General features: G+C 71.1%; 24 protein-coding genes and 1 tRNA gene. 5 read left to right on the top strand and 20 right to left on the bottom strand.

Annotation, left to right across the window (positions count from 1 at the left end):
• Positions 1-28: 28 nt before the first annotated feature.
• The 5 genes from IPJ59_RS00890 to IPJ59_RS00870 all read right to left on the bottom strand — a co-directional run bounded on the left by IPJ59_RS00890 (position 29) and on the right by IPJ59_RS00870 (position 6,298).
• Positions 29-2,233 (bottom strand): prolyl oligopeptidase family serine peptidase, encoded by a 2,205-nt coding sequence (locus IPJ59_RS00890; protein WP_293269343.1) that lies wholly within the window; start codon positions 2,231-2,233, stop codon positions 29-31.
• A gap of 124 nt (positions 2,234-2,357) precedes the next feature.
• Entirely contained in the window at positions 2,358-3,284 is a 927-nt protein-coding gene (gluQRS, locus tag IPJ59_RS00885; RefSeq protein WP_293269341.1) for a tRNA glutamyl-Q(34) synthetase GluQRS, read from the bottom strand.
• A gap of 118 nt (positions 3,285-3,402) precedes the next feature.
• A complete protein-coding gene (locus IPJ59_RS00880; RefSeq protein WP_293269339.1) occupies positions 3,403-3,903 on the bottom strand; it encodes a hypothetical protein in 501 nt (166 codons plus the stop codon).
• A gap of 112 nt (positions 3,904-4,015) precedes the next feature.
• Positions 4,016-4,660 (bottom strand): glutathione S-transferase family protein, encoded by a 645-nt coding sequence (locus tag IPJ59_RS00875; RefSeq protein ID WP_293256245.1) that lies wholly within the window; start codon positions 4,658-4,660, stop codon positions 4,016-4,018.
• Positions 4,661-4,714: 54 nt separating this feature from the next.
• Entirely contained in the window at positions 4,715-6,298 is a 1,584-nt protein-coding gene (locus IPJ59_RS00870; RefSeq protein ID WP_293256248.1) for a L,D-transpeptidase, read from the bottom strand.
• Between the two features lie 106 nt (positions 6,299-6,404).
• Here IPJ59_RS00870 and IPJ59_RS00865 point away from each other — a divergent pair, with 106 nt between their 5' ends.
• Positions 6,405-7,274, top strand: a complete 870-nt coding sequence (locus IPJ59_RS00865; protein ID WP_293269337.1) for a hypothetical protein — start codon at positions 6,405-6,407, stop codon at positions 7,272-7,274.
• A gap of 141 nt (positions 7,275-7,415) precedes the next feature.
• Here the strand turns inward: IPJ59_RS00865 and IPJ59_RS00860 are convergent, their stop codons facing one another.
• Entirely contained in the window at positions 7,416-8,282 is an 867-nt protein-coding gene (locus tag IPJ59_RS00860; RefSeq protein ID WP_293269335.1) for a peptidylprolyl isomerase, read from the bottom strand.
• 226 nt (positions 8,283-8,508) lie between these two features.
• On the opposite strand from IPJ59_RS00860, the gene rpsT reads away from it, so the two are divergent.
• Positions 8,509-8,778 (top strand): 30S ribosomal protein S20, encoded by a 270-nt coding sequence (gene rpsT / locus IPJ59_RS00855; RefSeq protein WP_293269333.1) that lies wholly within the window; start codon positions 8,509-8,511, stop codon positions 8,776-8,778.
• Positions 8,779-8,975: 197 nt separating this feature from the next.
• Here the strand turns inward: rpsT and IPJ59_RS00850 are convergent, their stop codons facing one another.
• From IPJ59_RS00850 to IPJ59_RS00805, 10 genes are all read right to left on the bottom strand, one after another.
• Complete coding sequence (locus tag IPJ59_RS00850) at positions 8,976-9,791, bottom strand: hypothetical protein (protein WP_293256259.1); 816 nt, start codon at positions 9,789-9,791, stop codon at positions 8,976-8,978.
• Positions 9,792-9,873: 82 nt separating this feature from the next.
• On the bottom strand, positions 9,874-10,947 hold the full coding sequence (gene holA / locus IPJ59_RS00845; protein WP_293269331.1) for a DNA polymerase III subunit delta: 1,074 nt from the start codon (positions 10,945-10,947) through the stop codon (positions 9,874-9,876).
• Positions 10,944-12,350 carry a class I SAM-dependent RNA methyltransferase gene (locus tag IPJ59_RS00840; RefSeq protein WP_293269330.1) on the bottom strand — a complete coding sequence of 469 codons (1,407 nt, stop codon included), beginning with the start codon at positions 12,348-12,350 and terminating at the stop codon, positions 10,944-10,946. The genes holA and IPJ59_RS00840 overlap by 4 nt, the downstream gene beginning before the upstream one ends.
• Positions 12,350-12,964 (bottom strand): hypothetical protein, encoded by a 615-nt coding sequence (locus IPJ59_RS00835; RefSeq protein WP_293269329.1) that lies wholly within the window; start codon positions 12,962-12,964, stop codon positions 12,350-12,352. The genes IPJ59_RS00840 and IPJ59_RS00835 overlap by 1 nt, the downstream gene beginning before the upstream one ends.
• Positions 12,965-12,990: 26 nt before the next feature.
• Entirely contained in the window at positions 12,991-14,157 is a 1,167-nt protein-coding gene (locus IPJ59_RS00830) for an acyl-CoA dehydrogenase family protein (protein ID WP_293269327.1), read from the bottom strand.
• Positions 14,158-14,159: 2 nt separating this feature from the next.
• Positions 14,160-14,702, bottom strand: coding sequence for a hypothetical protein (locus tag IPJ59_RS00825; RefSeq protein WP_293256277.1), 543 nt, complete (start codon positions 14,700-14,702; stop codon positions 14,160-14,162).
• A 65-nt stretch (positions 14,703-14,767) separates the two neighbouring features.
• Complete coding sequence (locus IPJ59_RS00820) at positions 14,768-15,916, bottom strand: acyl-CoA dehydrogenase family protein (protein WP_293269325.1); 1,149 nt, start codon at positions 15,914-15,916, stop codon at positions 14,768-14,770.
• A gap of 43 nt (positions 15,917-15,959) precedes the next feature.
• Entirely contained in the window at positions 15,960-16,784 is an 825-nt protein-coding gene (locus tag IPJ59_RS00815) for an enoyl-CoA hydratase/isomerase family protein (RefSeq protein ID WP_293269323.1), read from the bottom strand.
• Entirely contained in the window at positions 16,781-17,656 is an 876-nt protein-coding gene (locus IPJ59_RS00810; RefSeq protein ID WP_293269321.1) for a 3-hydroxyacyl-CoA dehydrogenase NAD-binding domain-containing protein, read from the bottom strand. Before IPJ59_RS00810 ends, IPJ59_RS00815 begins: the two co-directional genes overlap by 4 nt.
• Before the next feature lie 39 nt (positions 17,657-17,695).
• Positions 17,696-18,874 carry a thiolase family protein gene (locus tag IPJ59_RS00805; protein ID WP_293269319.1) on the bottom strand — a complete coding sequence of 393 codons (1,179 nt, stop codon included), beginning with the start codon at positions 18,872-18,874 and terminating at the stop codon, positions 17,696-17,698.
• Between the two features lie 261 nt (positions 18,875-19,135).
• On the opposite strand from IPJ59_RS00805, the gene IPJ59_RS00800 reads away from it, so the two are divergent.
• Positions 19,136-19,212 (top strand) — tRNA-Met (locus IPJ59_RS00800).
• A 169-nt stretch (positions 19,213-19,381) separates the two neighbouring features.
• On the opposite strand, the gene IPJ59_RS00795 is transcribed toward IPJ59_RS00800, so the two are convergent.
• The 4 genes from IPJ59_RS00795 to IPJ59_RS00780 all read right to left on the bottom strand — a co-directional run bounded on the left by IPJ59_RS00795 (position 19,382) and on the right by IPJ59_RS00780 (position 22,068).
• Entirely contained in the window at positions 19,382-20,026 is a 645-nt protein-coding gene (locus IPJ59_RS00795; RefSeq protein WP_293256292.1) for a hypothetical protein, read from the bottom strand.
• Positions 20,014-20,880 (bottom strand): prolipoprotein diacylglyceryl transferase family protein, encoded by an 867-nt coding sequence (locus tag IPJ59_RS00790; RefSeq protein WP_293256295.1) that lies wholly within the window; start codon positions 20,878-20,880, stop codon positions 20,014-20,016. Before IPJ59_RS00790 ends, IPJ59_RS00795 begins: the two co-directional genes overlap by 13 nt.
• Positions 20,881-20,919: 39 nt before the next feature.
• Positions 20,920-21,288: a TraR/DksA family transcriptional regulator gene (locus IPJ59_RS00785; RefSeq protein ID WP_366524534.1), complete on the bottom strand. Its 369-nt coding sequence runs from the start codon at positions 21,286-21,288 to the stop codon at positions 20,920-20,922.
• Positions 21,289-21,540: 252 nt separating this feature from the next.
• Positions 21,541-22,068 (bottom strand): TetR/AcrR family transcriptional regulator, encoded by a 528-nt coding sequence (locus IPJ59_RS00780; RefSeq protein ID WP_293269315.1) that lies wholly within the window; start codon positions 22,066-22,068, stop codon positions 21,541-21,543.
• Between the two features lie 218 nt (positions 22,069-22,286).
• Between IPJ59_RS00780 and IPJ59_RS00775 the strand changes: the two genes are divergently transcribed.
• Together IPJ59_RS00775 and IPJ59_RS00770 are read left to right on the top strand one after the other, a co-directional pair.
• Positions 22,287-22,496 carry a TIGR04563 family protein gene (locus IPJ59_RS00775; protein ID WP_293256303.1) on the top strand — a complete coding sequence of 70 codons (210 nt, stop codon included), beginning with the start codon at positions 22,287-22,289 and terminating at the stop codon, positions 22,494-22,496.
• Between the two features lie 157 nt (positions 22,497-22,653).
• On the top strand, positions 22,654-23,592 hold the full coding sequence (locus tag IPJ59_RS00770; protein ID WP_293256306.1) for an alpha/beta fold hydrolase: 939 nt from the start codon (positions 22,654-22,656) through the stop codon (positions 23,590-23,592).
• Positions 23,593-23,597 lie beyond the last annotated feature (5 nt).

Genomic DNA, 23,597 nt, shown 5'->3' with positions numbered 1-23,597 from the left:
CGCGCGAACACGCGCGGCCAATTCGAGGTCACCCGACCTTCATCCCGAGGCTCTTCACCAGGAAGCCCCACAGGTCGGCCCACTCCTCGATCACCTTCGTCGTCGGCTTGCCCGCGCCGTGGCCCGCCTTCACGTCGATGCGGATCAGCACCGGACTGTCGCCCGCCTGCGCCGCCTGCATCGCCGCCGTGAACTTGAACGAGTGCCCTGGCACCACCCGGTCGTCGTGGTCCGCCGTGTACACCAGCGTCGCCGGGTACTTCGTCCCCGCCTTCAGGTTGTGCAGCGGCGAGTAGGCGTGCAGCGCCTTGAACTGCTCCGGGTCCTCCGCCGACCCGTAGTCCGGCACCCACGCCCAGCCGATCGTGAACTTGTGGAAGCGGAGCATGTCCATCACGCCGACCCCGGGCAGCGCCGCCGCGAACAGCTCCGGCCGCTGGGTCAGCGCCGCGCCGACCAGCAGCCCGCCGTTGCTGCGCCCGCCGATCGCCAGCTTGCTCGGGCTCGTGATCTTGTCCGCGATCAAGAACTCCGCGGCCGCGATGAAGTCATCGAACACGTTCTGCTTCCGCAGCTTGGTGCCCGCCTCGTGCCAGGCCTCGCCGTACTCGCCGCCGCCGCGCAGGTTGGCCACCGCCAGCACCCCGCCCATCTCCATCCACGTCAGGTCCGCGACCGAGAAGTACGGCGTGATCGCGGCGTTGAAGCCCCCGTATCCGTACAGGTAGGTCGGATTGTTCCCGTCCTTCGCGATCCCCTTCTTGTGCGCCAGGAACATCGGCACCTTGGTGCCGTCCTTCGAGGTGAAGAACACCTGCGAGGTCTCGTACTGCGTCGGGTCGAAGTCCACCTTCGGCTGGCGGTACACCTCGCTCTTGCCGCTGGCGATGTCGAGGCGATAGATCGTGCTCGGCGAGGTGAAGCTCGTGTACGCGTAGAACAGATCCTTGTCCTTCTTCTTCCCGCCGAAGCCGTTGGCCGAGCCGATGCCCGGCAGCGCCAGCTCGCGCTCGAGCTTGCCGTCCAGCTTGAACACCTTGACCTGGCTGTGCGCGTCCTTGAGGTAGTTCGCGAACAGGCGCCCACCGACCAGGCTGACCCCGCGCAGCGTCTCCGCGGCCTCCGGCACCAGCGTCTTCCAGCTCGCTGGATCGGCCGCGTCGGGCTTGCGCGTGTCGATCGCGATCACCTTGCCGCGCGGCGCCCCCGTGTTGGCCATGAAGTAGAACACCGGCCCGTCGTTGTCGATGAAGCTGTACTGCCCGTCGAACTTCGGCAGCAGCTCGACCACCTTGCCCTTGCCCACCCCCGGCTTGAGGTCGACGTGGAACACCGCGTTCTTGTCCGCCGAACCCTCCCACACCGAGATCACGAGGTAGCGCCCGTCGTCGCTGACGCCCCCGTTGTAGCCCCACTTCGGCTTGTCCTTGCGCTCGTAGATCAGCAGGTCCTCCGCCTGCGTGGTCCCGAGGCGGTGGTAGTAGAGCTTCTGAAACTCGTTCTTGGCCTGCAGCGCCTTGTCGGCGCTCGGCTCGTCGTAGCGGCTGTAGAAGAAGCCCTTGCCGTCGCGGGTCCACGAGGCCCCGCTGAACTTCACCCACTTCACCAGATCGGGCAGGTCCTTGCCGGTCGCCACCTCGCGCACGCGCCACTCCTGCCAGTCGGAGCCCGCCGACGCGAGCCCGTACGCGTAGAGCTTGCCGTCGTCGCTGTACGCCCCGCCCGACAGCGCCACCGTGCCGTCGGCCGACAGGGTGTTCGGATCGAGCAGCACCCGCGGCTCGCCCTTCAGCGAGTCCGCCGTGTAGATCACGCTCTGGTTCTGCAGCCCGTCGTTCTTGCTGAAGAACACGCGCCCGCCCTCGCGCACCGGCAGCCCGTAGCGCTCGTAGTTCCACAGCTTGGTCAGGCGCGCCTTGATCAGCTCGCGCTCCGCGATCCCGCCGAGATAGTCGAAGGTCAGCTTGTTCTGCGCCTCGATCCACGTCCGCGTGTCGGGCGCGTCGGGCTCCTCGAGCCAGCGATACGGGTCCGCGACCTTGGTGCCGTGGTAGTCGTCGACCACCTCGCCGCGCTTGCTCACCGGGTACGCGAAGGCCGACTTCGGCGCCTCACTGGCCGCCGGGGCCCCGGTCGCGCCTTCGTTGTGCGGGCGGTCGGGCATGGTCATCGCCCCCGGGCGACACGCGAGGAGCAGACAGAGGGCGGCGAAGGTCAGGGTCCGTGTTGGCATGGGCGTCGGCCGTTGTAGCGGCAACCGGCTCCGACCCTCAAGACCCACGTCCAGCTTCGCCGGCCCACCCGCGCCGCCTCACGCCGCCACCAGTTCCCCGATCCGCCGCCCCATCCACCACCCATCAGCGCAGCAGCGTCAGCGTCTCCAGCGTCAGCGGCCGCTCGCGCAACGCCCCCAGCGCGAAGCCAGCCACGAGCTCGCGCGCCGCCACGGCCCGCAGCTCCGGCCCCACCAGCCCCAGCGACCCCGCCAGCACCGCGATCACCCGCTCCGGCGCCACCCCGGCCTCGCGCAGCGCGCTGAGGTCGGGCGCCCCGTCCCGCTTGCTCAGCTTGGCCCCGCTGGGCCCGAGGATCAGCGGCACATGAGCGTAGGTCGGCGTCGGCAGACCGAGCGCCCGTTGCAGCAGGATCTGGCGCGGCGTCGAGTCCAGCAGGTCCGCCCCGCGGAGCACCTCGTCGATCTGCATCGCCCCGTCGTCGACCACCACCGCGAGCTGGTACGCCCACACACCATCAGCCCGGCGCAGCACGAAGTCACCGACCTCCTCGGCCACGCGCTGCCGCACCGGCCCGAGCACACGGTCGACGAACGCCACCTCCCCCGGCGGCACCCGCCAGCGGATCGCCGCCGCCTGTCCCGGCGCCGCTGCCCGTCCGCGACAGGTCCCCGGATACACCACCTCCCCCGTCGCCCCCATCGTCGGCAGCGCCCGCAGCTGCGCCCGCGAGCAGGTGCACGCGTAGCTGTCGAGCCGCGCCAGCGCGGCCGCGTACAGCTCTCCGCGCTCGCTCTGGCGGTACGGCCCGAGCGCCCCGCCGACATCGGGCCCCTCGTCCCAGTCGAGCCCCAGCCACGCCAGGTCGCGATAGATGCGCTGCTCGAGCTCGGCCCGCGAGCGCGTGAAGTCGTTGTCCTCGATGCGCAGCACCACCCGCCCGCCGCGGCTGCGCAGGTCGAGCCAGGTGAGCAGGGCCGTGCGCGCGTTGCCGAGGTGCAGCCGCCCGGTCGGGCTCGGCGCGTGCCGGCCGCGCGGGCCCGCCTGCACCACCTGTCCTTTCGGCCAGCTACACACGATGACCCCAGAACGCCCCACGCCGATGATGTGCCTGATGCACCCGATGCACCTGTCCTTTCGGCCAGCACACGATGACCCCCAGAACGCCCTACGCCGAGTTGCGCGGCAGGTAGGCCGCGGGGATCGGCGAGTCCTCGCGCTCGTCGGTCCACAGGATCGTCAAGATCCACCAGCGGCGCCCGTCGTGGCGCAGCTGGATGCTGTTGATCCCGCGGTAGAGCAGCTCGCTCGCGTCGCCCGCACCGGTCCGGCTCTCGTAGGTGGTGAACACGTGGGCGATGCCCGAGAACACCTCGGTGCGGCGAAACAGCTCGCGCTCGACGAAGCTGCGCAGGTCGGTCTCGGCGATCCGCCGGCGCACGCGAGCGACGAACTCGGCCACGCTCATGTCCTCGATCCCGTCCGCGTGCACCTTGCTCAGGCGCGCGTGCGGACCACACAGGCCACACAGGCGGGGCCCATCCGGACCCGCGCCCTCGGTGAAGCTGACGGCCTCGTACACCGCCCGGACGATCGCGTCGATCGAGGCCACATCCTCGGGCCTCACGGCGATCGGAGTTGCGATCGGATCGGCGCTCGCGTCCAGCACAGGCCCACGGTAACAAATTCGCGCGTCGCCTGGGAAGGGGTCCAGCGCCCTCGGCCACTGCCTTGGGGCTGCTTCGGCCCGGGCGCGGACCGAAGCAGCGGCCGACCGTCGATCAGTCCGCCTGCAGCTTCCCGCGGATCTTCTGCCACGAGTCGCGCTCGCTGATGCGGGCCCACCACGCCGCGGTGTTCGGCTGCTCGCTGATGAGGCCGCCCTCGCCGCACATGAACAGGTACTCGATGTACGGCATGAAGCTGATCTCGGCGAGCGAGAACTGGCCGCCGCCGGGCCCCGCGAGGTAGTCACGCCCGGTCAGGCGCTTCTCGAGCTCGGCGACCGCCTTGCGCACGCCGACGCGGCCGTCCTCCACGATCGACATCTGCGGCTCCTCGCCGCGCCAGCGGGCGAACATCAGCTGGCCGAGGATCTTCATCACGCTCGGCGTGAAGTTCGACTGCTCGATGCTCAGCCACTCGTCCATCTTCGCCTTCTCACGCGGGTCGGCGGGCGTCAGCGAGGTACCCGGCAGGGTCGCGTCGAGGTGGCGGATGATCGCCCGCGACTCGATGAGCTGCCAGCCGTCGTCGGCCTCGAACACCGGCACCTGTCCCCAGGGCTGGCGAGCCAGGTGCTCGGGCGAGCGGCCCTGCCCCTTCATGATGTCGACGGTCACGAACTCGAACGCCTGGCCCTTCTCCGCCAGCGTCGTCAACACCTTGCGCGTACACGTGCTCCCGGGATGTCCATAAACCTTCATGCTGCGATCCTCCGCGGAGGCTTCTAACACGGCCCCCGCGGCCCCTGACAGCCGCTATTCGGTGATCACGATCGCCGAGCCGCGCGCGATGCTGGCCACGCCGGGGCTGGCCGCGTGCCACCCGTCGGGCAGCTGCGGCTCGGTGAAGCCGAACAGCCAGCGCGCGTCGGCGGGCGACAGGTTCACGCAGCCGTGGCTGCGCACCAGCCCGAAGCCGCCGTGCCAGAAGGCCCCGTGCAGCGCGACGCTGTTGTGGAAGTACTGCGTCCACGGCACATCCTCGATCGAGTAGGCGTCCTCCTCCATCGGCTGGTCGCGCATCGAGGTCGCCACGTGCTTGCTCTGCAGGCGATGCACCCCGATCGGCGTCATGCCCGGCTCCTTGCCGGTCGACACCAGGGTCGTGAACACCGGCGTGTCGCCCTGATACGCGACCAACACCTGCTCCGAGAGGTCGACGTGGATCCACCGCTCGTCGGCGCCGACCCCCGGCGGACGCCGAAGTTTGTACGACTGCCCGACCGCGTAGGCCGGCATCAGCAGCCCGTCGGCGTCCTCGTAGAACTGGGTGGTGCCGATCGTCACCTTGCGCTTGAACGGGTAGCGCGAGCGCCGGGGCGGCGGCGTGCCCTCGAGCTTCACCAGCAGCTCGCTGCCCTCGGCCTGCCGCTTCTGCAGCGGGGTCTCGCGCACGATCCAGTACACCGGCAGCTCGACCTCGCCGCGCAGCACGATGCCGGTGAAGGTCGAGCCCTCGCGCTGCTCGAGCTGATACTTGCGCGCGAACACCCCGCGCAGCGTGCGGAGGAAGCGGCGCTCGGCCTTCACCGCCTCGCCCGCGACGGTCACGTAGTAGCCCGCGTTCAGATACTCCTTCACCACCGCTGGCACCTCGGCCGGCCGCTCCGCCGGGCTGAGCGGCACCGGTTCCCGCCCGTGCTCAGCGATCCACGCCTTCGCCGCGGCGTCGGCCTGATCGGCCTCGGTGAAGCTCGGCAGGCGGTGAAAGAACGGCGTGCCGTCGTGCGAGACCCGCCAGTATTCGTACGGCATCGGCGCGTCGATCCGCGGCCGCGGGATGTTGATCGCGCCGTCGTCCGGCGGCGTGTCGCCGACCTCGAGTCCGGCGTTGAGGCAGATCCATCCGCTCGGGAAGATCGCGTGCCAGCCCTTCGTGCAGCCGCCGCCGAAGCTCAGCTCGGCGTCGGCGCGCACCCGGGTCCCCGCGCGCAGGATGCCGACGACGCGCCCGTCCTTCTCGGTCCGCTCGCGCACCAGCACGGCCTGGCCGGTGACGAGGCCGTGCTTCGGGAACTTCGCCTCGGCCGCCGCGTCGAGCGGCTGCGGCGGATCGTAGATCGGCGGGTACGCGCTGTAGCTGCCGTCCGGCCCCGGTGCGTAGGGATCGGGCTCACCGGGCGCCGGCGTCGGCCCACCAGGCGTCCCGGCCTCGCTCGCCGCGATCTCCGGCGCCGCCGCGTCGCTCACCGCGACCCCGCTGGCGTCACCAACGTCCTCGCCAGCGACCGGCTCGCTGATCACGGCCGGCGCACGCCCACCGAGCTCGTACACCATGGCGACGATCCCACCGCCGAGGACGAAGCTGCCGAGCATCTCGAGGACGCGCCTGCGCTGCATGATCATGCGGGCCTTCGCCGCGGCGCGACCATAATCAAAGCCCTCGCCCCTGGCAATCCCGTAACCCGCTTGCCCAGAGCTGCGCCGCTGCTCCATGCTGTGGCCCGTGCCGACCCCCCGCCGCCGCGGCCCCCGCTCGCTGCCCACGAGGACGCGCCGCGCCGTCGCGGCCCTCGTCCTGCTCGCCGCACCATCCGCATCGGCCGCACCATCCGCACCATCCGCACCATCCGCACCATCCGCATCGCCCGCCTCACTCGCAGCGCCCGCATCGCCCGCATCACTCGCATCGCCCGCCTCACTCGCATCGCCCGCCTCGCCCGCATCGCCCGCATCGCCCGCATCGCCCGCATCGCCCGCGACCTCGCCCCCGGCGCCCACTTCACCCACGCCCGCCAGCGACGCCCCGACAACCGGCGCCCTCGCTGGCACACCCGCGAGCAAGCCGCCGCGGGTCGACGGCCCGTACATCGGCGGCACGATCGCGGCGGGCGGCAGCTTCACCCGCGTCAACAACTTCCCCACCCCGGACCCGCTCTCGGGCGGCACCGCGAGCCTGCGGGTCGGCCAGGCGATCTATCCGTGGATGACAATCGGCCTCGAGATCACCGGCAGCTACGCGCTGCGCTCCGCCGACCCGCGCCAGCGGTTGCTGCAGGGCGCCGTGCTGATCGACTTCGGCTTCCTGCCGGTGCCGCGGATCCCCCTCTCGCTGCACGTCGGCTTCGGCGCCGGCGGTGGCGCGGTGCGTCAGGCCGGACGCTCGGCCCGCAGCGGCTTCGGCGGGGCCGTGTTCACCGGCGCCGTGCGCTACGAGATCTTCCCGCTCGCCGCCCGCAAGCGGCCGCGCCGCGGCGGCGGCTTCTCGCTCGGCCCGGAGCTCGGCTGGCTCGGCTTCACCCCCGCGGCGGCGGGCCGACCGATGTCCAACACCGTGTACATCGGCCTCTTCATGGGCTTCTACTTCGGCACCTGAGGCCGATCCGCGACATGGCCCGAGGCACATGGCCCGAGGCACATGCCCCGAGGGACATGCCCCGAGGGCCAGGCGCCGCCGGCCGCACGCCAGCGACCGGCCGGAGCTGCACCGGCCCCCTGATAGCGAGCCGGCCCGGCGCTAGCGCTTCACCGGGCGGCGCACGATCGTGATCGTCTCGAGCTGCTCCGGCTCCTTGGGCTTGTCGTTCTCGACGCGCGGCACCAGAGCGATGTCGTCGGCGAGGCGGGTGCCCTCGTCGGTGCAGCGGCCAAACACCGTGTGCAATCCGTCGAGGTGCGGGGTCGGGTTCAAGGTGATGAAGAACTGCGCCGAGCCGGTGTTGGGGCCCTTGTTGGCCATGCTGAGCAGGCCCGGCGCGTCGTGGACCAGGTCGGGTCGGATCTCATCCTCGATCACGTAGCCCGGGTTGCCGGTGCCGGTCGCCGTCGGATCGCCGCCCTGGATCATGAAGCCCGGGATCACGCGATGGAAGGTCGTGTTGTTGTAGTAGGGCCGCTTCACCCAGCTGTCGCTGGCCTTGTCGTAGACCGGCCGCAGCCCGCGGGCCAGGCCGGCGAAGTTGGCGATCGTGCCGGGCACCTTGTCGGCGAAGAGCTCGCACTCGATGACCCCGCGGGGCGTCTTCAGCAGGGCCCACAGCGCGTCGCCGGGGCTACCAGGCAGGCCCGCGAGCGCCTCCTCGAGGGTGAAGTCACTCTGCTCCGGGTCGCCCTGGGCCGCGTTGTAGGCCCGCAGCTGGGCCGCGTTCATGCCACGCGGGGCCTCCTCGCCCTTGGTGAAGCGGGTCGCCAGCGCCTCGCCCTCGCCCTCGCCCTCGCCTGCTGTGCCCGCCCCGCCCGCTGCAGTGGCTGGCGGCACCGCCTGGCCCCCGCGCACGGCGGCCTTGCGCGCCGCTGCGGCCGCCTCCGTGGCCGCGATCTCCTCGGGCAAGGGCGGCGGAGGCGTGAACACGCAGCCCAGCGGCCCGACGAGCCCGATAAACACCACCCAGGCAGCCCCGATACACCTGCTGCACCGACCCCGATTGCGGGCCCCAAACGGACGAGACCGGCGATACAGGGGGCGCAGCAGGGTTCGGCGAGGCGGACGTAACATCGTGGCGGCCACGGGCAGGGTGCGTGAGGGTGGCCCGTCGCGCGCGGCTTGACAAGGGGCCGGCTGGGAAGCCATAAGGCTCGCCTCCTACCGAAACTTCGAGAAGCGAGCAGACGTGGCGAACCACAAGCAAGCAGAGAAGCGCAACCGTCAGCGGATCAAGCGGCGGGCCCAGAATTTGATGCATCTGTCGACGATGCGTACCTACATGAAGCGGGTTCGCAAGGCGCTCGAGGGTGAGGACGGCGAGGCCGCCAAGACCACCCTCCCGGACGCCATCCAGGCGATCAGCAAGGCCGCCTCCAAGGGCGTCATTCATCGCAACACCGCGTCGCGGTACATCTCGCGGCTCACGATCGCCACCAACAAGGCCAGCGCCGCCTGAGCAGCGCTCGCGCCGTTCGCCGGTGACGCCTCGCGTCACCGGCTATTGCTGTTTAACGTTCGTGCCGATCGCCAGAGCGCCTCGCGTCACCGGCCATGGGCGTTTGGTGCCGTTCGTCGGCGCCCCGTCATTGTCAGGTCGTTGACGATCAGCACACGCGGGGCAGGTGAAATCCCGCCCCGCTCGCAGCCGACGCGCTAGCCCGTGCAGTCGCCGCCGACGCAGGTCTTCTTGCCGCAGGTGCCCGTGCAGGTGCGCTTGCACGAGCCGCCGTCGCAGCTGAGGTCGCAGCTCGCGCCCGCCTTGCAGGTCTGGTTGCACGATCCGCCGCGGCAGCCGAGCGTGCAGCTGCCGGACTCGGCGGTCTGGTTGCACGAGCCGCCGTCGCAGCTGAGCTCGCCGCCGTCCTTGCAGACCTGCTTGCACGAGCCGCCGGGACAGGCCTTCTTGCCGCCGCCCGCGCTGTGCCCCGCGGTGGCGCCTGCGCTGCCCCCGGTGTGGACCTTCGCGCCGGAGGGCAGCGTGACGCCCGTGGCATCGACGGCGATGCCGTTGACGTTCACGGTCCCCGCGTCGCCGTCGACCTCGACCCCGCCCGCCTTGACCTTGCCACCGCCAGCGCCGTCGACCTCGAGGCCCGCGGCCTTCACGGTCCCGCCGTTGCTGCCGTCGGCCTCGAGCCCGTTCATCTTCACCTTGCCGTCGCCGTTCGCGTCGGCCTGGATGACCACGCCGTTCGGGCCCGTGATCGTCGCCGTCTTGCCGTCGGCGCCGATGTTCGTGACGCCCATCGCCCCGGCCTGCACGCTGCCGTCCGCGTTGACCTTGACGTCGCCGGCCTGCACGCCGTTGCCGTCGACCTTGACGTTGCCGGCCTGCACGCTGCCGTCCGCGTTGACGACGGTGTTCCCGGCCGTCTTGCCGTCCTTCGTCGCCGCGTCGCAGCCGCTAGCGAGGAGCAGCCCGAGGATTGCCAGAGAACCGACCACGTGACTGAAGCGTGTGCTTTTCATGGGTGTGCGTATCGCGGAAGGTATCACGCGAGTCGCCCCACCCGGCGAGAAGTCGGCCAACTCTCGCCGGGAATGTCGGCGCTCAGGTCCGCGCATCGACGCCGGGCAAGGCGCGGCAAGTGTCGAGGATCCATCGTTGCAGCGCCAACATCGGCGACGCGTAGGCCACGTGCGAGCCGCCCTTGAGATCGCGATCGAGGCGGACCAGCGATGCATACGCGGTCCGCAGGCGCGCCTCGTTGAAGCCCCGCGCCTGCGACTCGAGGCCCCGGAGGAGGAAGGGCGGCAATTTTATCGCCTCGGGTCCACCGACCTTCGCCGTGAAGATGAGCCGGATCTGGCGCGTGAGCATCGCTAGCACCTGCATCGCCGCGCCGGTGTCCTTCTCGCCGGCGCTGAACATCTGCGCGAGCACGGCGAGCGCCGCCGTCGCGTCCCCGCGACCGACGGCGTCGGTGAGGTGAAAAATATTGCCCTCGCGCGTCCGCGCCACCATCACCTCGACGTCGGCGAGGCCGATCGCCCCGTCACCCGCGTGCAGCATCGCCTGCTCGAGCGCCGCGAGCAGCTCGCTGCGCCCGGTGCCGACCGCCGCCACCAGCATCGTCGCGGCATCCCGGGCCAGCTTCCGTCGGCGCGCGCTCGCCTCGGCGAGCACGAAGGCCACCGCCTCGTCGTCCCGCTTGAGCGCCTCGAACTTGTGGGCGTGGCCGCCCTTCTTGCACGCGTTGACCAGGCGCGAGCGCCCGTCGATCCCGCTGCCGTGGATCACCAGCACGGTCGTCGGGCTCGGCGCGCTGATGTAGTGAATCAGGGCGTCGATCGCCGCCGTCGGCGAGCCGCCCTCCTCGCCGCCGCCCTTGCCGATGTCGTCGGGGTTGGCGAGCTCGACCAGGCGCCGCGCCGCGAGCATCGGCACCTGCTGGCACGCCGAGATCACCGGCGTCGCCGTGCGCAGGTCGGCGCCATCAAAGCGCTCGTGGTTGAAGGCCGCCATCGCCTGCGCGGTCGCGTCGTCGGGCGGGATCAGGGCCCTGCGCAGCGCCGTGACGATCGCCCGGATCGCCGCCGGCTCGTCGCCGAACAGCACGTAGATCGGGGCGAAGCGCCCCGCCGCGATGGCCCGCTCGAGCGCCTGCACCGGATCGTCGCTCACGCCTGCCCCCGCGCGCGCCCGAGGTGGTCGAGCACCGCGACCACCTCGACCTCGGGCGTCATCGGCATCATGTCGAAGACCGCGAGGTCGACGATCCGCAGCCCACCCGCGGTCAGCACCGCGAGGTCGCGGCAGAGCGTGGCGGGGTCGCAGCTGACGTGGATGACGCGCCCGCGGGCCACCTTCAGCAGGTCGCGCGCGGCCGCCGTGCCGAGCCCCGCGCGCGGCGGGTCGAGCACCACCAGATCGAAGCGATAGTTGCCCGCGGCCGCCCGCTTGAGCGTCGTCGCGGCCGCCTCACGCTTCACCTGCACCCGCGTCCCGCCGCGCACCGCGATCCGCGAGGCCAGCAGCTGCAGCTCGGCCGCCGCCGCGCCGTCCGTCTCGACCGCCGTCAGCTCGCGCAGCAGCCCGGCCAGCCCGCGCGTGAAGTTGCCGGCCCCCGCGAACAGCTCGAGGCCCCGCCCGCGCCGCTGCGCCTGCGCCTGCGCCTGCACGTGGGCCACGAGCGCGTCGTTCTGGGCCCGCTGCGCCTGCGCGAAGGCGAAGGGACCGGTCCGTACGGACATGTCCTCAGGGCCAGCCGCGTCGAGCTCGAGCGCGTCGCGTCCGACCCCCACCGCACCGCGCGGACCGGCCACCACGACGCCGACCAGCACCTCGTCGAGCAGCGCCGCGAGCCCGGCCCGCAGCAGCTCGCTGTCGCCGGCCAGCGGCGGCAGCGGGATCCGCTGGCCGAACGCGTCCGAGGCCGCGGCGACCCCGACCACCGCCCGCGCACCGTCGCTGAGCAGGTGCAGCTCGCCGTGGCTCGGCAGCAGCGGCGCGGCCCGCCGCATCTGCGCCGCAGCGTGACGCAGCGGCGAGTCGAGCACGAGGCACTCCGGCGCGTCGACCACCGTGTGCCCGCTGCGCGCGAAGAAGCCGAGCCGCAGCCCGCCGGGCCCCTGTTCGAAGTGCAGACGAGCCCGACGGCGGTAGCCGAGCGCCGCCGGACTGGCGAACACGCGGGGCGCCGGCGGCCCGAGCTTGCGCAGCAGGTCGACGACGATCTGCGCCTTGAGCTCCGCCTGCGCCGCGGGCAGCACGTGCTGCCAGCCGCAGCCCCCACAGAGATCCGCCAGTGGGCACGGTGGCGCCTGTCGCAGCGGGCTCGCGGTGATCACCTCCAGCGCCCGCCCGCGGATCATCCGCGGCCTCGCCTGCAGCGGCACGACCATCAGCGTGTCACCCGGCAGCCCGCCCTCGACGAACCACACGCGCGCATCACCGGCCTCGGCGCGACCGATGCCCTCGCCGCCGTTGGCCATCCCATGGATCGTCACGCGCACCGGCGCCGCTGTCACGGCCCCCATTCCGTCGACATGCCCGACGCCCGCGTCGATGGTCCCGCGCACGGGCATCACTTCCGCTTCTTGTCTTGCTTGTCTTGCTTGTCTTGCTTGTCTTGCTTGTCCTGCTTCTCCTGGGCGTCGACGTCGATCACCCGCTCACGCGCTGGACGCTGGCTGCCGAGCGCGTTGCTCGGGGCGTCCTGCGGCTGGGCCCACGGGAAACCACCCGGCATCCCGCCCGGCATCCCGCCCGGCATCCCGCCCCCCTGCATCATCTTGGCGAGGTCCGCGAGCGGGTTTTGAGCCTTCGGCTTGGGGATGAACAGAGCCCCCAGCGCGAACACCCCGGCCGCGCCGCCGAGCACGTACAAGATCGCCTCGCTGCCGCGCGCGACCCCGCAGCTCACCGCGCTGAGCCAGAAGAACCCGGCCACGTAGGCCATGCAGCCCATCCCGCGCGACAGGCCGAGCAGGCCGATGAGGCTGATCGACGCGCCGCCCAACATGATGAGCGTCGGCAGGAACACCGGCTGCAGCGTCAGGAAAGCGCCGACGATCGTGATCACGGCGCCGACGCCGAAGAGGAGCGCACGCCGTCGCATCTCGTGCTTGATCCGCTCGAGCGCGTTCGGCGGGAGCGCGCTGAGCATCTGGGCGTACTGCTGGCGGGGGTCCTGGGCCATGACAGGTGTCTCTCTCCGTGGACAGCTCAGGCGCGGGCGAAGCGTCGCATGACTTCGCGGCTGAGGATGATGCGCTGGATCTCGCTGGTACCCTCGAAGATGCGGGTGACTCGCACGTCGCGGAGGTAGCGTTCGACCGGGAAGTCGCGGACGTAGCCGTAGCCGCCGAGGATCTGGATCGCCCGGTCGCAGGCCGCGTGGGCCCGCTCGCTGGCCATCAGCTTGGCCATCGCCGCCTCGGTGGTGTGGCCCTTGCCCTGCTCCTTGAGCCAGGCCGCGCGCAGCACCAGCAGGCGGGCCGCGTCGAGCTCGGTCGCGCTATCGGCCAGCATCCACTGGATCGCCTGGTAGCCCGCGATCGCCTGGCCGAACTGCGAGCGCTGGAGGGCGTAGTCCGCCGCGAAGTCGGTGGCCGCCAGCCCGCAGCCGAGCGCGAGCGAGGCGATGCCGATGCGTCCGCCGTCGAGCGCCATCATCGCGACGCGAAAGCCCCGACCCTCCTCGCCGAGCAGCGCGTCGTCGCCGAGCAGGACCTCGTTGAACTCGAGCGGCGTCGTCGTGCTGCCGTGCTGCCCGAGCTTGTGCTCCGGCTTGCCGCGGACCAGCCCGGGCGCGTCGCCGCGGACCAGGAACGCGGTGATACCCGCCGTCCCCTTGCTCGCAGCGGGGTCGTCCGTGCGCGCCCAGACCACGAACAGCCCCGCGTCGGTGCCGCTCGTGATCCACAGCTTCTGACCGCTGAGCGACCAGCCGCGCTCCGTGCGATGCGCCCGCGTGCGCATGGCCGCCGGGTCGCTGCCGGCCCCGGCCTCGGACAGCGCGAAGCCGCCGACCACGTACTCGCCGCTGCACAGCGCCGGCACATGCTGCTCGCGCTGCGCCGGCGTGCCGAACCTGGTGATCACCTCGGCGACCATGTTGCTGACGGTCATCGCCACCGTCGTGCTCGCGCAGGCCCGGGCCAGCTCGACCACCGCCAGCGCGTAGGCCACCGCGCCCGCCTCGACCCCGCCGAGCGCCTCGGGCACGTTGATGCCGAGCAGCCCGAGCTTCGCCGCCTCGGCGAGGCTGTCCCGCGGGAAGCCGCCTTCGACGTCAAGCTGGGCCGCCCGCGGCGCCAGCACCCGCGCCGCGAACTGCCGCGCCGTGTCGACGACCATCTGCTGGGCGTCGTCGAGGGACAGGTCGAACACGGCTAGAACTGCTCGCCGACCTTGCCGGAGTAGGTGTAGACGTACTCGACCTCGGGCGGCGGGTCGAACTCCCACTTGCCGGCCGAGTCGACGACACACGGCCCGAAGAGCTTGGCCGCGCGGGCCTGGTTCTCCTTCTTGCCCTTGGGCGGCTTGCGCTCCTTGATGTCCTCCTGGGTGATGCGCGCCTGGATCACCTTACCCGTGGTGTCGATCGTGAACTCGATGGAGAAGGTGCCGGCGATCCAGCGGTTCTCGTACTCCTCCATGTCCTTCTGCAGGCAGCGGCCGAAGTCACGCTCGTACACGTTCTCGACCGTGTCCTGGATCGACTTCAGCACCTTCGGCGACACGCCCTTGCCCTGGTCCGCGTAGTCGCGGCTCGTCTCGTGCGTGACCATGTCCTTCTCGTAGCTGGACTCCTGGTACTTGGCGTAGAGGTCCGACTCGCCGGTGTTCATCTTGTCGGTCTGCCGGCGGGCGCAACCCGACGACAGCGCGAGCGCAGCGGCGGCGAGGAGCATGAGCTTGGTGGTGTGTTGCATGGCGTACCTTGACGGGCCGAGGGATCGATGGGTCTCGGGAGGGCGAGATTGTACCAGTGTGAGGGTCACTTGCGCGACTTGAGCAGGGAGGCCGCGATGACCAGGCGCTGGATCTCGCTGGTACCCTCGTAGATCTCGGTGATCTTGGCGTCCCGGAAGTGCCGCTCGGCGGGATACTCGGTGACATAGCCGTTGCCGCCGAAGATCTGCAGGGCGTTCTTCGCCACCTTGTTGGCGGTCTCCGAGGCGAACAGCTTGGCCATCGCCGACTCGCGGGTGTGGTTCAACTTGCGCGACTTCATCCACGCCGCCCGCAGGGTCAGCAGGCGGGCCGCGTCGATCTCCATCAGCATGTCGGCCAGCATGAAGCCGATCGCCTGGTGATCGATGATCCGCTTGCCGAAGGTCTGACGATCGCCGGCGTACTCGGCCGCCGCCTCGAAGGCCGCGCGGGCGATGCCCAGCGCCTGCGCGGCGATGCCGATGCGCCCGCAGTCGAGGGTGCTCATCGCCACCTTGAAGCCCTTGCCCGGCTCGCCCAGCACCTGGTCGGCGCTGACGCGGTGGTCGGTGAAGAAGATCTGGCACGAGTGGCTGGCGCGGATGCCCAGCTTGTCGTCCTTCGGCCCGCGCGTGACCCCCTCGCCGTGCATGTCGACGATGAAGGCCGTGATCCCGTGGTTGCCCTTCTCGGGCTCGGTCATCGTGAACAGGATGCCGGTGTCCGCCTGCGGCCCGTTGGTGATCCAGTTCTTCACGCCCTGGATCACGTAGCCATCGCCGTCCTTGATCGCGCGGGTCTTCTGCGCCGCCGCGTCGCTGCCGGCGTTCGGCTCGCTCAGCATGAAGCAGCCGAGCTTCTCCCCGCGGGCCAGCGGGCGCAGCCACTGCTGCTTCTGCGCCTCGGTCGCGAACTTCAGCAGCGGGTCGCAGACCAGCGAGTTGTTGACGCTCATGATGACGCCGGTCGACGCGCAGGCGGCCGAGACCTCCTCCATCGCCAGCACGTACGCGATCGGGTCGAGGTCGGCGCCGTCGTAGGCCTCCGGCACCTCGATGCCCATCAGCCCGAGCTCGGCCATCCGCGCCACCAGCTCCGCCGGATAACGGTGCTCGCGGTCGAGGGCGGCCGCCAGCGGCTTGACCTCGCGGATCGCGAACTGCCGCACGGTGTCGAGCAGGGCCTGTTGAACGTCGCTGAGGCTCAGATCCATGGTCGTGTCCTGCTTCGGGGGGCGCGGGGAATGAACGCGAGAATCACAGTGAGCCGGCGTCGGGGCGCCCGGTGAAGGCCACCGGCCGCTTGCCGAGGAAGGCCGCCATGCCCTCCTTCTGATCATCGCTCGTGAACAGGCCGGCGAAGGCCTCGATCTCGAGCGCGTTCGCGGCGGTCAGCGCCAGGTCGGCGCCGCGGTGCAGCACCGCCTTGGCCACCGCGACCGCCTGCGGGCCCATCTGGGCGATCGTCTCGCAGGTCTTGATCGCCGCCGGCAGCAGCTCGTCTGGCTTGCACACCCGGTTGACCAGGCCGATGCGCAGCGCCTCCGCGGCGTCGATCATCGCCCCGCTCATGCACAGCTCGAGCGCGCGGGCCAGGCCCACCCGCCGCAGCAGCCGCTGGGTCCCGCCGAAGCCGGGGATGACCCCGAGCTTCACCTCGGGCTGGCCGAAGCGCGCCGTCTCGCTGGCGTAGATGAAGTCGCAGGCCAGCGCGACCTCGCAGCCGCCGCCCAGCGCGAAGCCGTTGACCGCCGCGATCACCGGGATCGGCAGGCGCGCCAGCAGCTCGCCGAGCGCGTGCCCCTGGCGGGCGAACTCGCGGGCCCTGTCCTCGCCCATCGTCGACATCGCCGCAATGTCGGCCCCGGCGACGAAGGCCTTGGCCCCCGCACCGGTGAGGACGAGCCCTCGCAGCGCGCCCGCGGACGCGTCGCGCCCGGCCTGGTGCGCCGCCTCGGTGAGCTCGGCGACGACCTCGGCGCTCAGGGCGTTGAGCACCTGCGGCCGGTTGATCGTGACGACGCGGACCGGGCCGTGATCTTCGGTGAGGAGGGTGCCCCGAGGTTGCAGTGCTGCAGTCATGGCTTGCTCGCGTAGTTGTAGAAGCCGCGCCCGGTCTTGCGGCCGTGCCAGCCGGCGGCGACGTGCATGCGCAAGATGTTGGGCGCCCGGTACTTGTCGTCGCCGAGCTCGCGGTGCAGCACGTCGGCGATCGCCAGGCAGGTGTCGAGGCCGATGAGGTCGGCCAGCTCGAGCGGACCCATCGGGTGATTGAGGCCCAGCTTGGCCCCGGTGTCGATGTCCTCGGCGCTGCCGAGCCCCTCCTGCAGGGCGAAGCCCGCCTCGTTGATCAGCGGGATCAAGATCCGGTTGACCAGGAAGCCGGGGCAGTCCTTGCTCGTGATCGTCGTCTTGCCGAGCTTGTGGGCCAGCGCCAGCGTCAGCTGGTAGGTGTCGTCCGCCGTCTGCAGGCCGCGGATGATCTCGACCAGCTTCATCACCGGCACCGGGTTCATGAAGTGCATCCCGACCACCCGCTCGGGTCGGCCCGTGACCGCCGCGATCAGGGTGATGCTGATCGAGCTGGTGTTGGTCGCCAGGATCACGCCAGGGCGCGCCGCCCGGTCGAGCTCGACGAACAGCTGCTTCTTGAGCTCGATGTTCTCGGTCGCCGCCTCGACCAGGAAGTCGCCGGGAGCGAGGCCCGCGGCGCCGACCACCGCGGTGATGCGGCCGAGGATCGCATCGCGCGCCTCGGCGGCCAGCTTGCCCTTCTCGACCAGCCGGCCGAGCTGCTTGGCGATGCCCGCCTTGCCCGCGTCGGCCCGCGCCTGGCTGACGTCAGCGAGCAGCACGGTGAAGCCGCCCTGCGCCGCCACCTGGGCGATGCCCGCCCCCATCTGTCCGGCCCCCAGCACGCCGATCGTGGTGATGTTCTCGAGTGTGTCGCTCATCGCGGGTTCCTTTCCTGGCCCTCTCGTGGCAAGTCCGGCTCAACGCTCGACCATCAGCGCGACCGCCTCGCCGCCGCCGATGCACAGCGACGCGACGCCGCGGCGCTTGCCGTCCTGCTTCATCGTGTACAGCAAGGTCGTCAGCACGCGCGCGCCGGAGCAGCCGATCGGGTGGCCCAGCGCGATCGCCCCGCCGCGCACGTTCAGGCGCTCGTGCGGGATGCCCAGCTTGTCCTGGTTGACCAGCGCGACCACGGCGAAGGCCTCGTTGAGCTCCCACAGATCGACGTCCTCCTGGCGCAGCCCGGTCTTCTGCAGCAGGCTGGCGATCGCCCCGGCGGGCGCCGTGGTGAACCACTCGGGCTCCTGCGCGTGACCGCTGTAGCCCTTGATCGTGGCCAGCGGCGTGATGCCGCGGCGCTCGGCCTCGTCGCGCGACATCACCACCAGCGCCGACGCGCCGTCGTTGAGCGTCGACGCGTTGCCGGCCGTGATCGTGCCGTTCTTGTCGAAGGCCGGACGCAGCGCCGCGAGCTTGTCGGGGTCGCCCTTGAACGGCTGCTCGTCCTCGCTGACGGCCGTCGGCGGGCCCTTGCGCGCGGGCACCTGCACCGCCACGATCTCGTCGCGGAACTTGCCCTCCTTCACCGCCGCCTGGGCCCGACGGTAGCTCTCGGCCGAGTACGCGTCCTGGCGGTCGCGCGGGATCTGGCACTCGCGCGCACACAGCTCCCCGGCGCTGCCCATGTGGAAGTTGTTATACGGGTCCCACAGGCCATCGTGGACCAGCCCGTCGACCAGCGTGCCGTTGCCGAGGCGGTAGCCCCCGCGGGCCTGCGGCAGCAGGTACGGCACGTTGCTCATGCTCTCCATGCCGCCCGCGACCACGATCTCCGCGTCGCCGGCGCGGATCGCCTGGGCCGCGAGCATCACCGCCTTGAGGCCCGAGCCGCAGACCTTGTTGATCGTCACGCAGCCGACGCTGTCGGGGATGCCCGCCCCGCGGCTGGCCTGTCGCGCCGGCGCCTGGCCCTGCCCCGCCGGCAGCACGCAGCCCATCAGCACCTCGTGCACGTCCTTGCCCTCGATCCCGGCGCGGGCCAGGGCCGCGATGATCGCGGCGCTGCCGAGCTGCGGGGCGGTGAGCGCGGCGAGGCTGCCCTGAAACGCGCCGATCGGGGTACGAGCGGCGCTGGCGATGACGACTTCGCGGGCCATGGTCTACGGGTCCTTTCCTGGGGCCAGGGCGAGCGAGACGGCCGCCCAAGGCGCTTTTGATCACCTATCACGCGGGGCCTCGCGTGCGCACCGCGAGGGCACCTGCGATGACTCACAGCCACCCGCAGACGCGACCCAGGGCCCCCCTGCGCCGGCATCACGCACCAAAGGTCACGTCGCTCGCAACGCGGTCCGCAGGCGCCACAGCCCCCTGCCCTGTTGACTTGCTCGCCCCGGATGAGATACCCACCGTCTCCCTCCGCTGGGGTAGCTCAGATGGTTAGAGCGAGGGATTCATAACCCCTAGGTCGGCGGTTCAATCCCGCCCCTCAGCACCACCGAAAGGCCCGCCGCTCGAGAGCTGCGGGCCTTTCGCCTTGCTGTCTCTCGGGACAGCTTGGATCGACGGGCCAGAGCGACAAGACGGACCCGACGGACCCGACGAGCCACCCGGACCCGACGAGCCACCCGGACCCGACGAGCCACCCGGACCCGACGGACCCAGCATCAACCCGCGAGGAAGCTCGCCGCCCGGCGCAGCACCGCGGGTCGCCACTGCATCGTGCTGTGCAGCCCGCCGACGAACACCGGCGGGACGCCCGGCAGCGCCGTCTCGGCGACGCCGACCAGCCCGTCGTTGTTGCCGGCGATCCGCCGCGTGTAGCCGACCTCGCTGTCGTGCTTGCCACCGGCGAGGATCAGCAGCTCGGCGCTGCCCGGCGGCGACCCGAGAGTGGCCGCCCGCTCCGGCTGCAGCTCCTCGGCCGCGGCCCCGTACAGCCAGTGAAACGGACGAAAGCCCCGCATGCTCGCGGCCAGCGCGGCGCCCTGATTCGGCGGCGCCAGCATCACTACCCGCTGGCGCTGCGACTGCGCGGCCGCCCCGGCCCGCGCGAGGTAGGCCCGCGCGACCAGCCCACCCATGCTGTGGGTCAAGATCCCGAGCGTCGGCACCTGTCCCTTGAGCCAGCCCGCGAGGAACTCCTCGAGCCGCTCGCCGTGTTGTGCGAGGGTGTGCCGCCGCGTCGCATAGCCGAAGGCCCGGGCCGCGAAGCCCTGGCGGCGCAAGTACCACACGATCGGCCACAGCCCCGCCTGCGAGCGCAGCGCCCCGTGGATCACGACCACCGGCGTCGCCGCTACTTCGACCACGATCCGCCCTCCCAGCCGCGCAGACCGCCCGGCGTGGACGCGGCCCGAGCCGCCTGCACCTGGCTAGCGATCCACAGGACCAGCAACAGGCCGAGCCCCGAGATCTGGGCCAGGCGCAGCGGCCCCAGCAGCTCCGGCGAGGCGTCGTGACGCAGCGGATCGAGCAGCGCCCGCCCGGCCACGAACACCGCCATCGCCGCGAAGAACACCTGCCCGCTGTGCCGCCGCCGGCGTCGCACCCACAGCGCGACCACCAAGGTGAGCAGCGCCAGCGCGGCCTCGTAGGCCTGGACCGGATGCACCGGCGCCGACGCGAGCTCGCTGACGCCAGGCAGGCCCTGCAGGGTGACCGCGTGGAGGATGAACGCCGGCGAGCCCGGCGGGTACGTGATCGCCAGCGCGTGACCGAGGTCCTCGGCCCCGACGTAGCGCCCGAAGTCGCCGCCAGCGAGCAGCGCCCCGACCCGCTCGGCGATCGCCCCGAGCGCGAAGGCCGGCGCGACGCAGTCGAGCCAGGCCAGCAGCGGCACCCCGATCCGACGGCAGCCGATCACGGACACGAGCAGCGCCGCGAAGGCGCCCCCGAACACGGTCATGCCGCCGGCCGGCAAACCACGCAGCGCCTCCCAGCTGAGCGCCTGCCCTTGCTGCTGCAACCACACCGCCCGCGCGCACAGCAGGCCCAGCATCGCCGCGACCACGAACACGCTGCCCAGACGATCACTCGGCAGGCGATCCGAGCGGGCCAGCAGCAGCGCGAGCACCCAGGCAGCGACCAGCGCCAGGCCCATGCAGAAGCCGTACGAAGAGACCACGAATTCCGTGCCAGGCACGGTGAAGAGGAGCGGGTGCATGGCCCTACGTGGCTGCGTGGACGGGCCTACGCGGCCAGCTCACTCCTCGGCATACACCGCCTCTTCCTTCTCCTGGGCCTCCTTGCACTGGATGCACAGGGGCGCCTCGGGGCGGGCCTGCAGGCGCTTGAGTGCGATCATCTCCTCGCACTCCTCGCAGGTGCCGTAGGTGCCCTCGTCGATCTTTCGCAGCGCCAGCTGGATCTTGTCCATCAGGAACTTCTCGCGCCCGCGGAGGCGGAAGCTAAACGCCTGCATGTACTCGCTGGACGCCTGATCGACCTCATCGAAGCGGTCGTCCGGCGACAGGACCATGTCGCTCTCCAGAGTCTTCTTCGCCTGGTGGATCAACGCCTTGCGCCGGTCCTCGAGGATCGCGCGAAATTTCTTCATCTGAGCTTCCTTCAACGCCATGGATGCCGCTCCCGTATCGTGCTCGGCCCTCGAAGTTATCACAGCCCGCCGGGGGGCCGACCTTCGAGGGCGACACTTCTAGCTCAGCGGACCGCCTCGGTAAACACGCCGCGCACAAAGAAGGTCAGGAGCTCGTCCGCGAGGCGTTCTGGTGGCATGCGCCACGGCGAAGGCGCACCTGCGCCCTCCCCGTCCGGCCCCGCCGGTTCCGCGCCGACCCCGTCCGGCCCCATGGGGGGATCCCCCTCACCCCGCGCCGCCAGCATCCGCCCGAGCACCTCGCTTGAGGCCGGCCAGGGCCGCCACGGCGATCACGTGCACGTCGCAGTCACGGGCGAAGCCGAGGGCGTGGCCGACGCGCACGGCCTGGCCGATCAACGCGATCACCTGGGCGTAGAAGAGGTCGAGTTGGGCCCGAACCTCGCTGTCCCCGGCGTCGCCACGCAGCATGATCGTCGCCAGGTCCCCGTGCTCGAGGACGGTGTTCATGACCCGGCGGAAGTTGGCCCGCATCTGCGCGAGCGGCTCGCCGGCAGCTGGATCGAGGGAGATCTTTTGTACGCTGCCACGGATCAGCTCGAGAAAGGTCGCCGCCAACTCCGCGAATATCTCGCGTTTGCTGGTGAAGTACAGGTAGAAGGTGCCCCGCGCGATCTGAGCCGCGTCGATGATGTCGTGCACCGACGCCGCGTGGTAGCCCTTGTCCTTGAACACCGCCACAGCGGCCGCGAGGATGGTGCTGCGCCGCTGTTCACGACGTGCCTGAGCTCGCACCGCGCGACCATCGGACTCCTCGCCCGACCACGTGACGCCCCCCGCCAGACCGCGCGCCTCCGCGCCCGCCGCCGCAGAGGCCACGTCCAGGCTCTCGCCCGGGCTTGTGTCCGCAGGCTCCTCGCCGGGGACAACGGCGTCACGGTCACGGTTGACAGCCAATCGCGGCGCAGCCTACCCTAAAAACCGCGATTATCACTAGCGGAGACCAGACCAGAATGGCCAGCTCGGACAAGCGCAAACAGTCTCTCTACTTCCCGGAACAGATGCTCAAGGAGATCCAGGAGGAGGCTGCGCGTCAGGACCGCTCGTTATCGTGGATCGTCCAGAAGGCGTGGAAGATCGCCCGCAAGGACATCATGAAGTACCCCAGCGTCAACGACCTGGCAGACGACGGCGCCGACGACGAGCGCGGCCGCAACGAATGACCCAACTGGCGCGGCTGCTCGCAAGGCCGTTCTTGAGACCAGCAGTCAGTCAGCAATCGCAGCGTCCAGCGAAACGGCCAGGGCGGCCCGTGCCACAGCCAGCGAGACGGCTGGAGGCGCAGCATTCGAAGCGGGCGCGGGCATCGGGGCGGAGCGGATGAACAGCGTCGCCGCGCCGAGCCGCGATGAGGGCACGGTCGTCCGCCTTCGCCGCGACGACGGCGCGTCCCTGCGCCTGTTTTGCCACGGCCCCCGCGACGCGCCCGGCCCCGCGATCCTCATCCTCGACGGCATCGGCTGCGCGGGCTGGGCCTTCGAGCGCAGCCTGCCCACGCTCAGCGAGCGCCACCGCATCGTGCTCATGCACTACCGCGGCCACGGCAAGTCACCAGACCCACCGCGCCCGTGGCAGCTCAACATCCCGGTGCTCGCGGACGACGCGGCCGCCGCCTGCGAGCACCTCGGCCTGCGATCGGTGGTCCTCGTCGGCTTCTCGATGGGCTTCCCCGTCGCGCTCGAGGTGTACCGCCGTCACCGGCCGCTCGTCGCCGGCCTGCTCTCTCTGGCCGGCCCCAGCGGCCGTGTCCTCACCAGCTTCCAGGGCACTCAGGCTTTCGGCCGCCTGCTGCCGCTCGCGGTCGCGGTCACCCGCATCGCCCACGACCTCACGACCCGGGTGTGGCGCCGGCTGCTGCCCTCGCAGCTGTCCCGCGAGATCAGCCTGCGCTCCGGCCAGGTCAACGCCGACCGCATCGAGGCCGCCGACCTCGAGCTCTACATGCGCGGCATCGCGGCGATGAACCCGGAGTTGTTCGTCACCCTGCTCGACGAGGCCCACCGCCACAGCGCCGCCGACGTCCTGCCGACGATCGCCGTGCCCACCCTCATCGTCGCCGGTGCGCGTGACAGCTTCGTGCCGATCACGACGATGAGAGCCCTCGCCTTCGCGATCCCTCGCGTGCAGTGGAAGGTCTACCCCGACGCCACGCACGCGCTGCCAGCCGAGTACCCGCTGGAGATCGCCCGCGAGATCCTCGAGTTCGTCGAGGGCACCGTCGTACCCTCGCTCGCGCCGGCCCAGACCTCCGCGGCCTGAGCCGG

The organism is Nannocystis sp. (genome assembly GCF_016714285.1).
Taxonomy (GTDB): Bacteria; Myxococcota_A; Polyangia; order Nannocystales; family Nannocystaceae; genus Nannocystis.
Note: the sequence above shows the minus strand (reverse complement) of the source record. Positions and strands in the feature narration are given on the sequence as shown.

Excerpts from the sequence above, each read along its gene's own strand:
- IPJ59_RS00890 (WP_293269343.1), bottom strand. The coding sequence starts at position 2,233 with ATGCCAACACGGACCCTGACCTTCGCCGCCCTCTGTCTGCTCCTCGCG.
- IPJ59_RS00875 (WP_293256245.1), bottom strand. The coding sequence starts at position 4,660 with ATGAAGGTTTATGGACATCCCGGGAGCACGTGTACGCGCAAGGTGTTG.
- IPJ59_RS00870 (WP_293256248.1), bottom strand. The coding sequence starts at position 6,298 with ATGCAGCGCAGGCGCGTCCTCGAGATGCTCGGCAGCTTCGTCCTCGGC.
- IPJ59_RS00850 (WP_293256259.1), bottom strand. The coding sequence starts at position 9,791 with ATGAAAAGCACACGCTTCAGTCACGTGGTCGGTTCTCTGGCAATCCTC.
- IPJ59_RS00840 (WP_293269330.1), bottom strand. The coding sequence starts at position 12,350 with ATGCCCGTGCGCGGGACCATCGACGCGGGCGTCGGGCATGTCGACGGA.
- IPJ59_RS00835 (WP_293269329.1), bottom strand. The coding sequence starts at position 12,964 with ATGGCCCAGGACCCCCGCCAGCAGTACGCCCAGATGCTCAGCGCGCTC.
- IPJ59_RS00825 (WP_293256277.1), bottom strand. The coding sequence starts at position 14,702 with ATGCAACACACCACCAAGCTCATGCTCCTCGCCGCCGCTGCGCTCGCG.
- IPJ59_RS00820 (WP_293269325.1), bottom strand. The coding sequence starts at position 15,916 with ATGGATCTGAGCCTCAGCGACGTTCAACAGGCCCTGCTCGACACCGTG.
- IPJ59_RS00815 (WP_293269323.1), bottom strand. The coding sequence starts at position 16,784 with ATGACTGCAGCACTGCAACCTCGGGGCACCCTCCTCACCGAAGATCAC.
- IPJ59_RS00810 (WP_293269321.1), bottom strand. The coding sequence starts at position 17,656 with ATGAGCGACACACTCGAGAACATCACCACGATCGGCGTGCTGGGGGCC.
- IPJ59_RS00805 (WP_293269319.1), bottom strand. The coding sequence starts at position 18,874 with ATGGCCCGCGAAGTCGTCATCGCCAGCGCCGCTCGTACCCCGATCGGC.
- IPJ59_RS00790 (WP_293256295.1), bottom strand. The coding sequence starts at position 20,880 with ATGCACCCGCTCCTCTTCACCGTGCCTGGCACGGAATTCGTGGTCTCT.
- IPJ59_RS00775 (WP_293256303.1), top strand. The coding sequence starts at position 22,287 with ATGGCCAGCTCGGACAAGCGCAAACAGTCTCTCTACTTCCCGGAACAG.
- IPJ59_RS00770 (WP_293256306.1), top strand. The coding sequence starts at position 22,654 with ATGAACAGCGTCGCCGCGCCGAGCCGCGATGAGGGCACGGTCGTCCGC.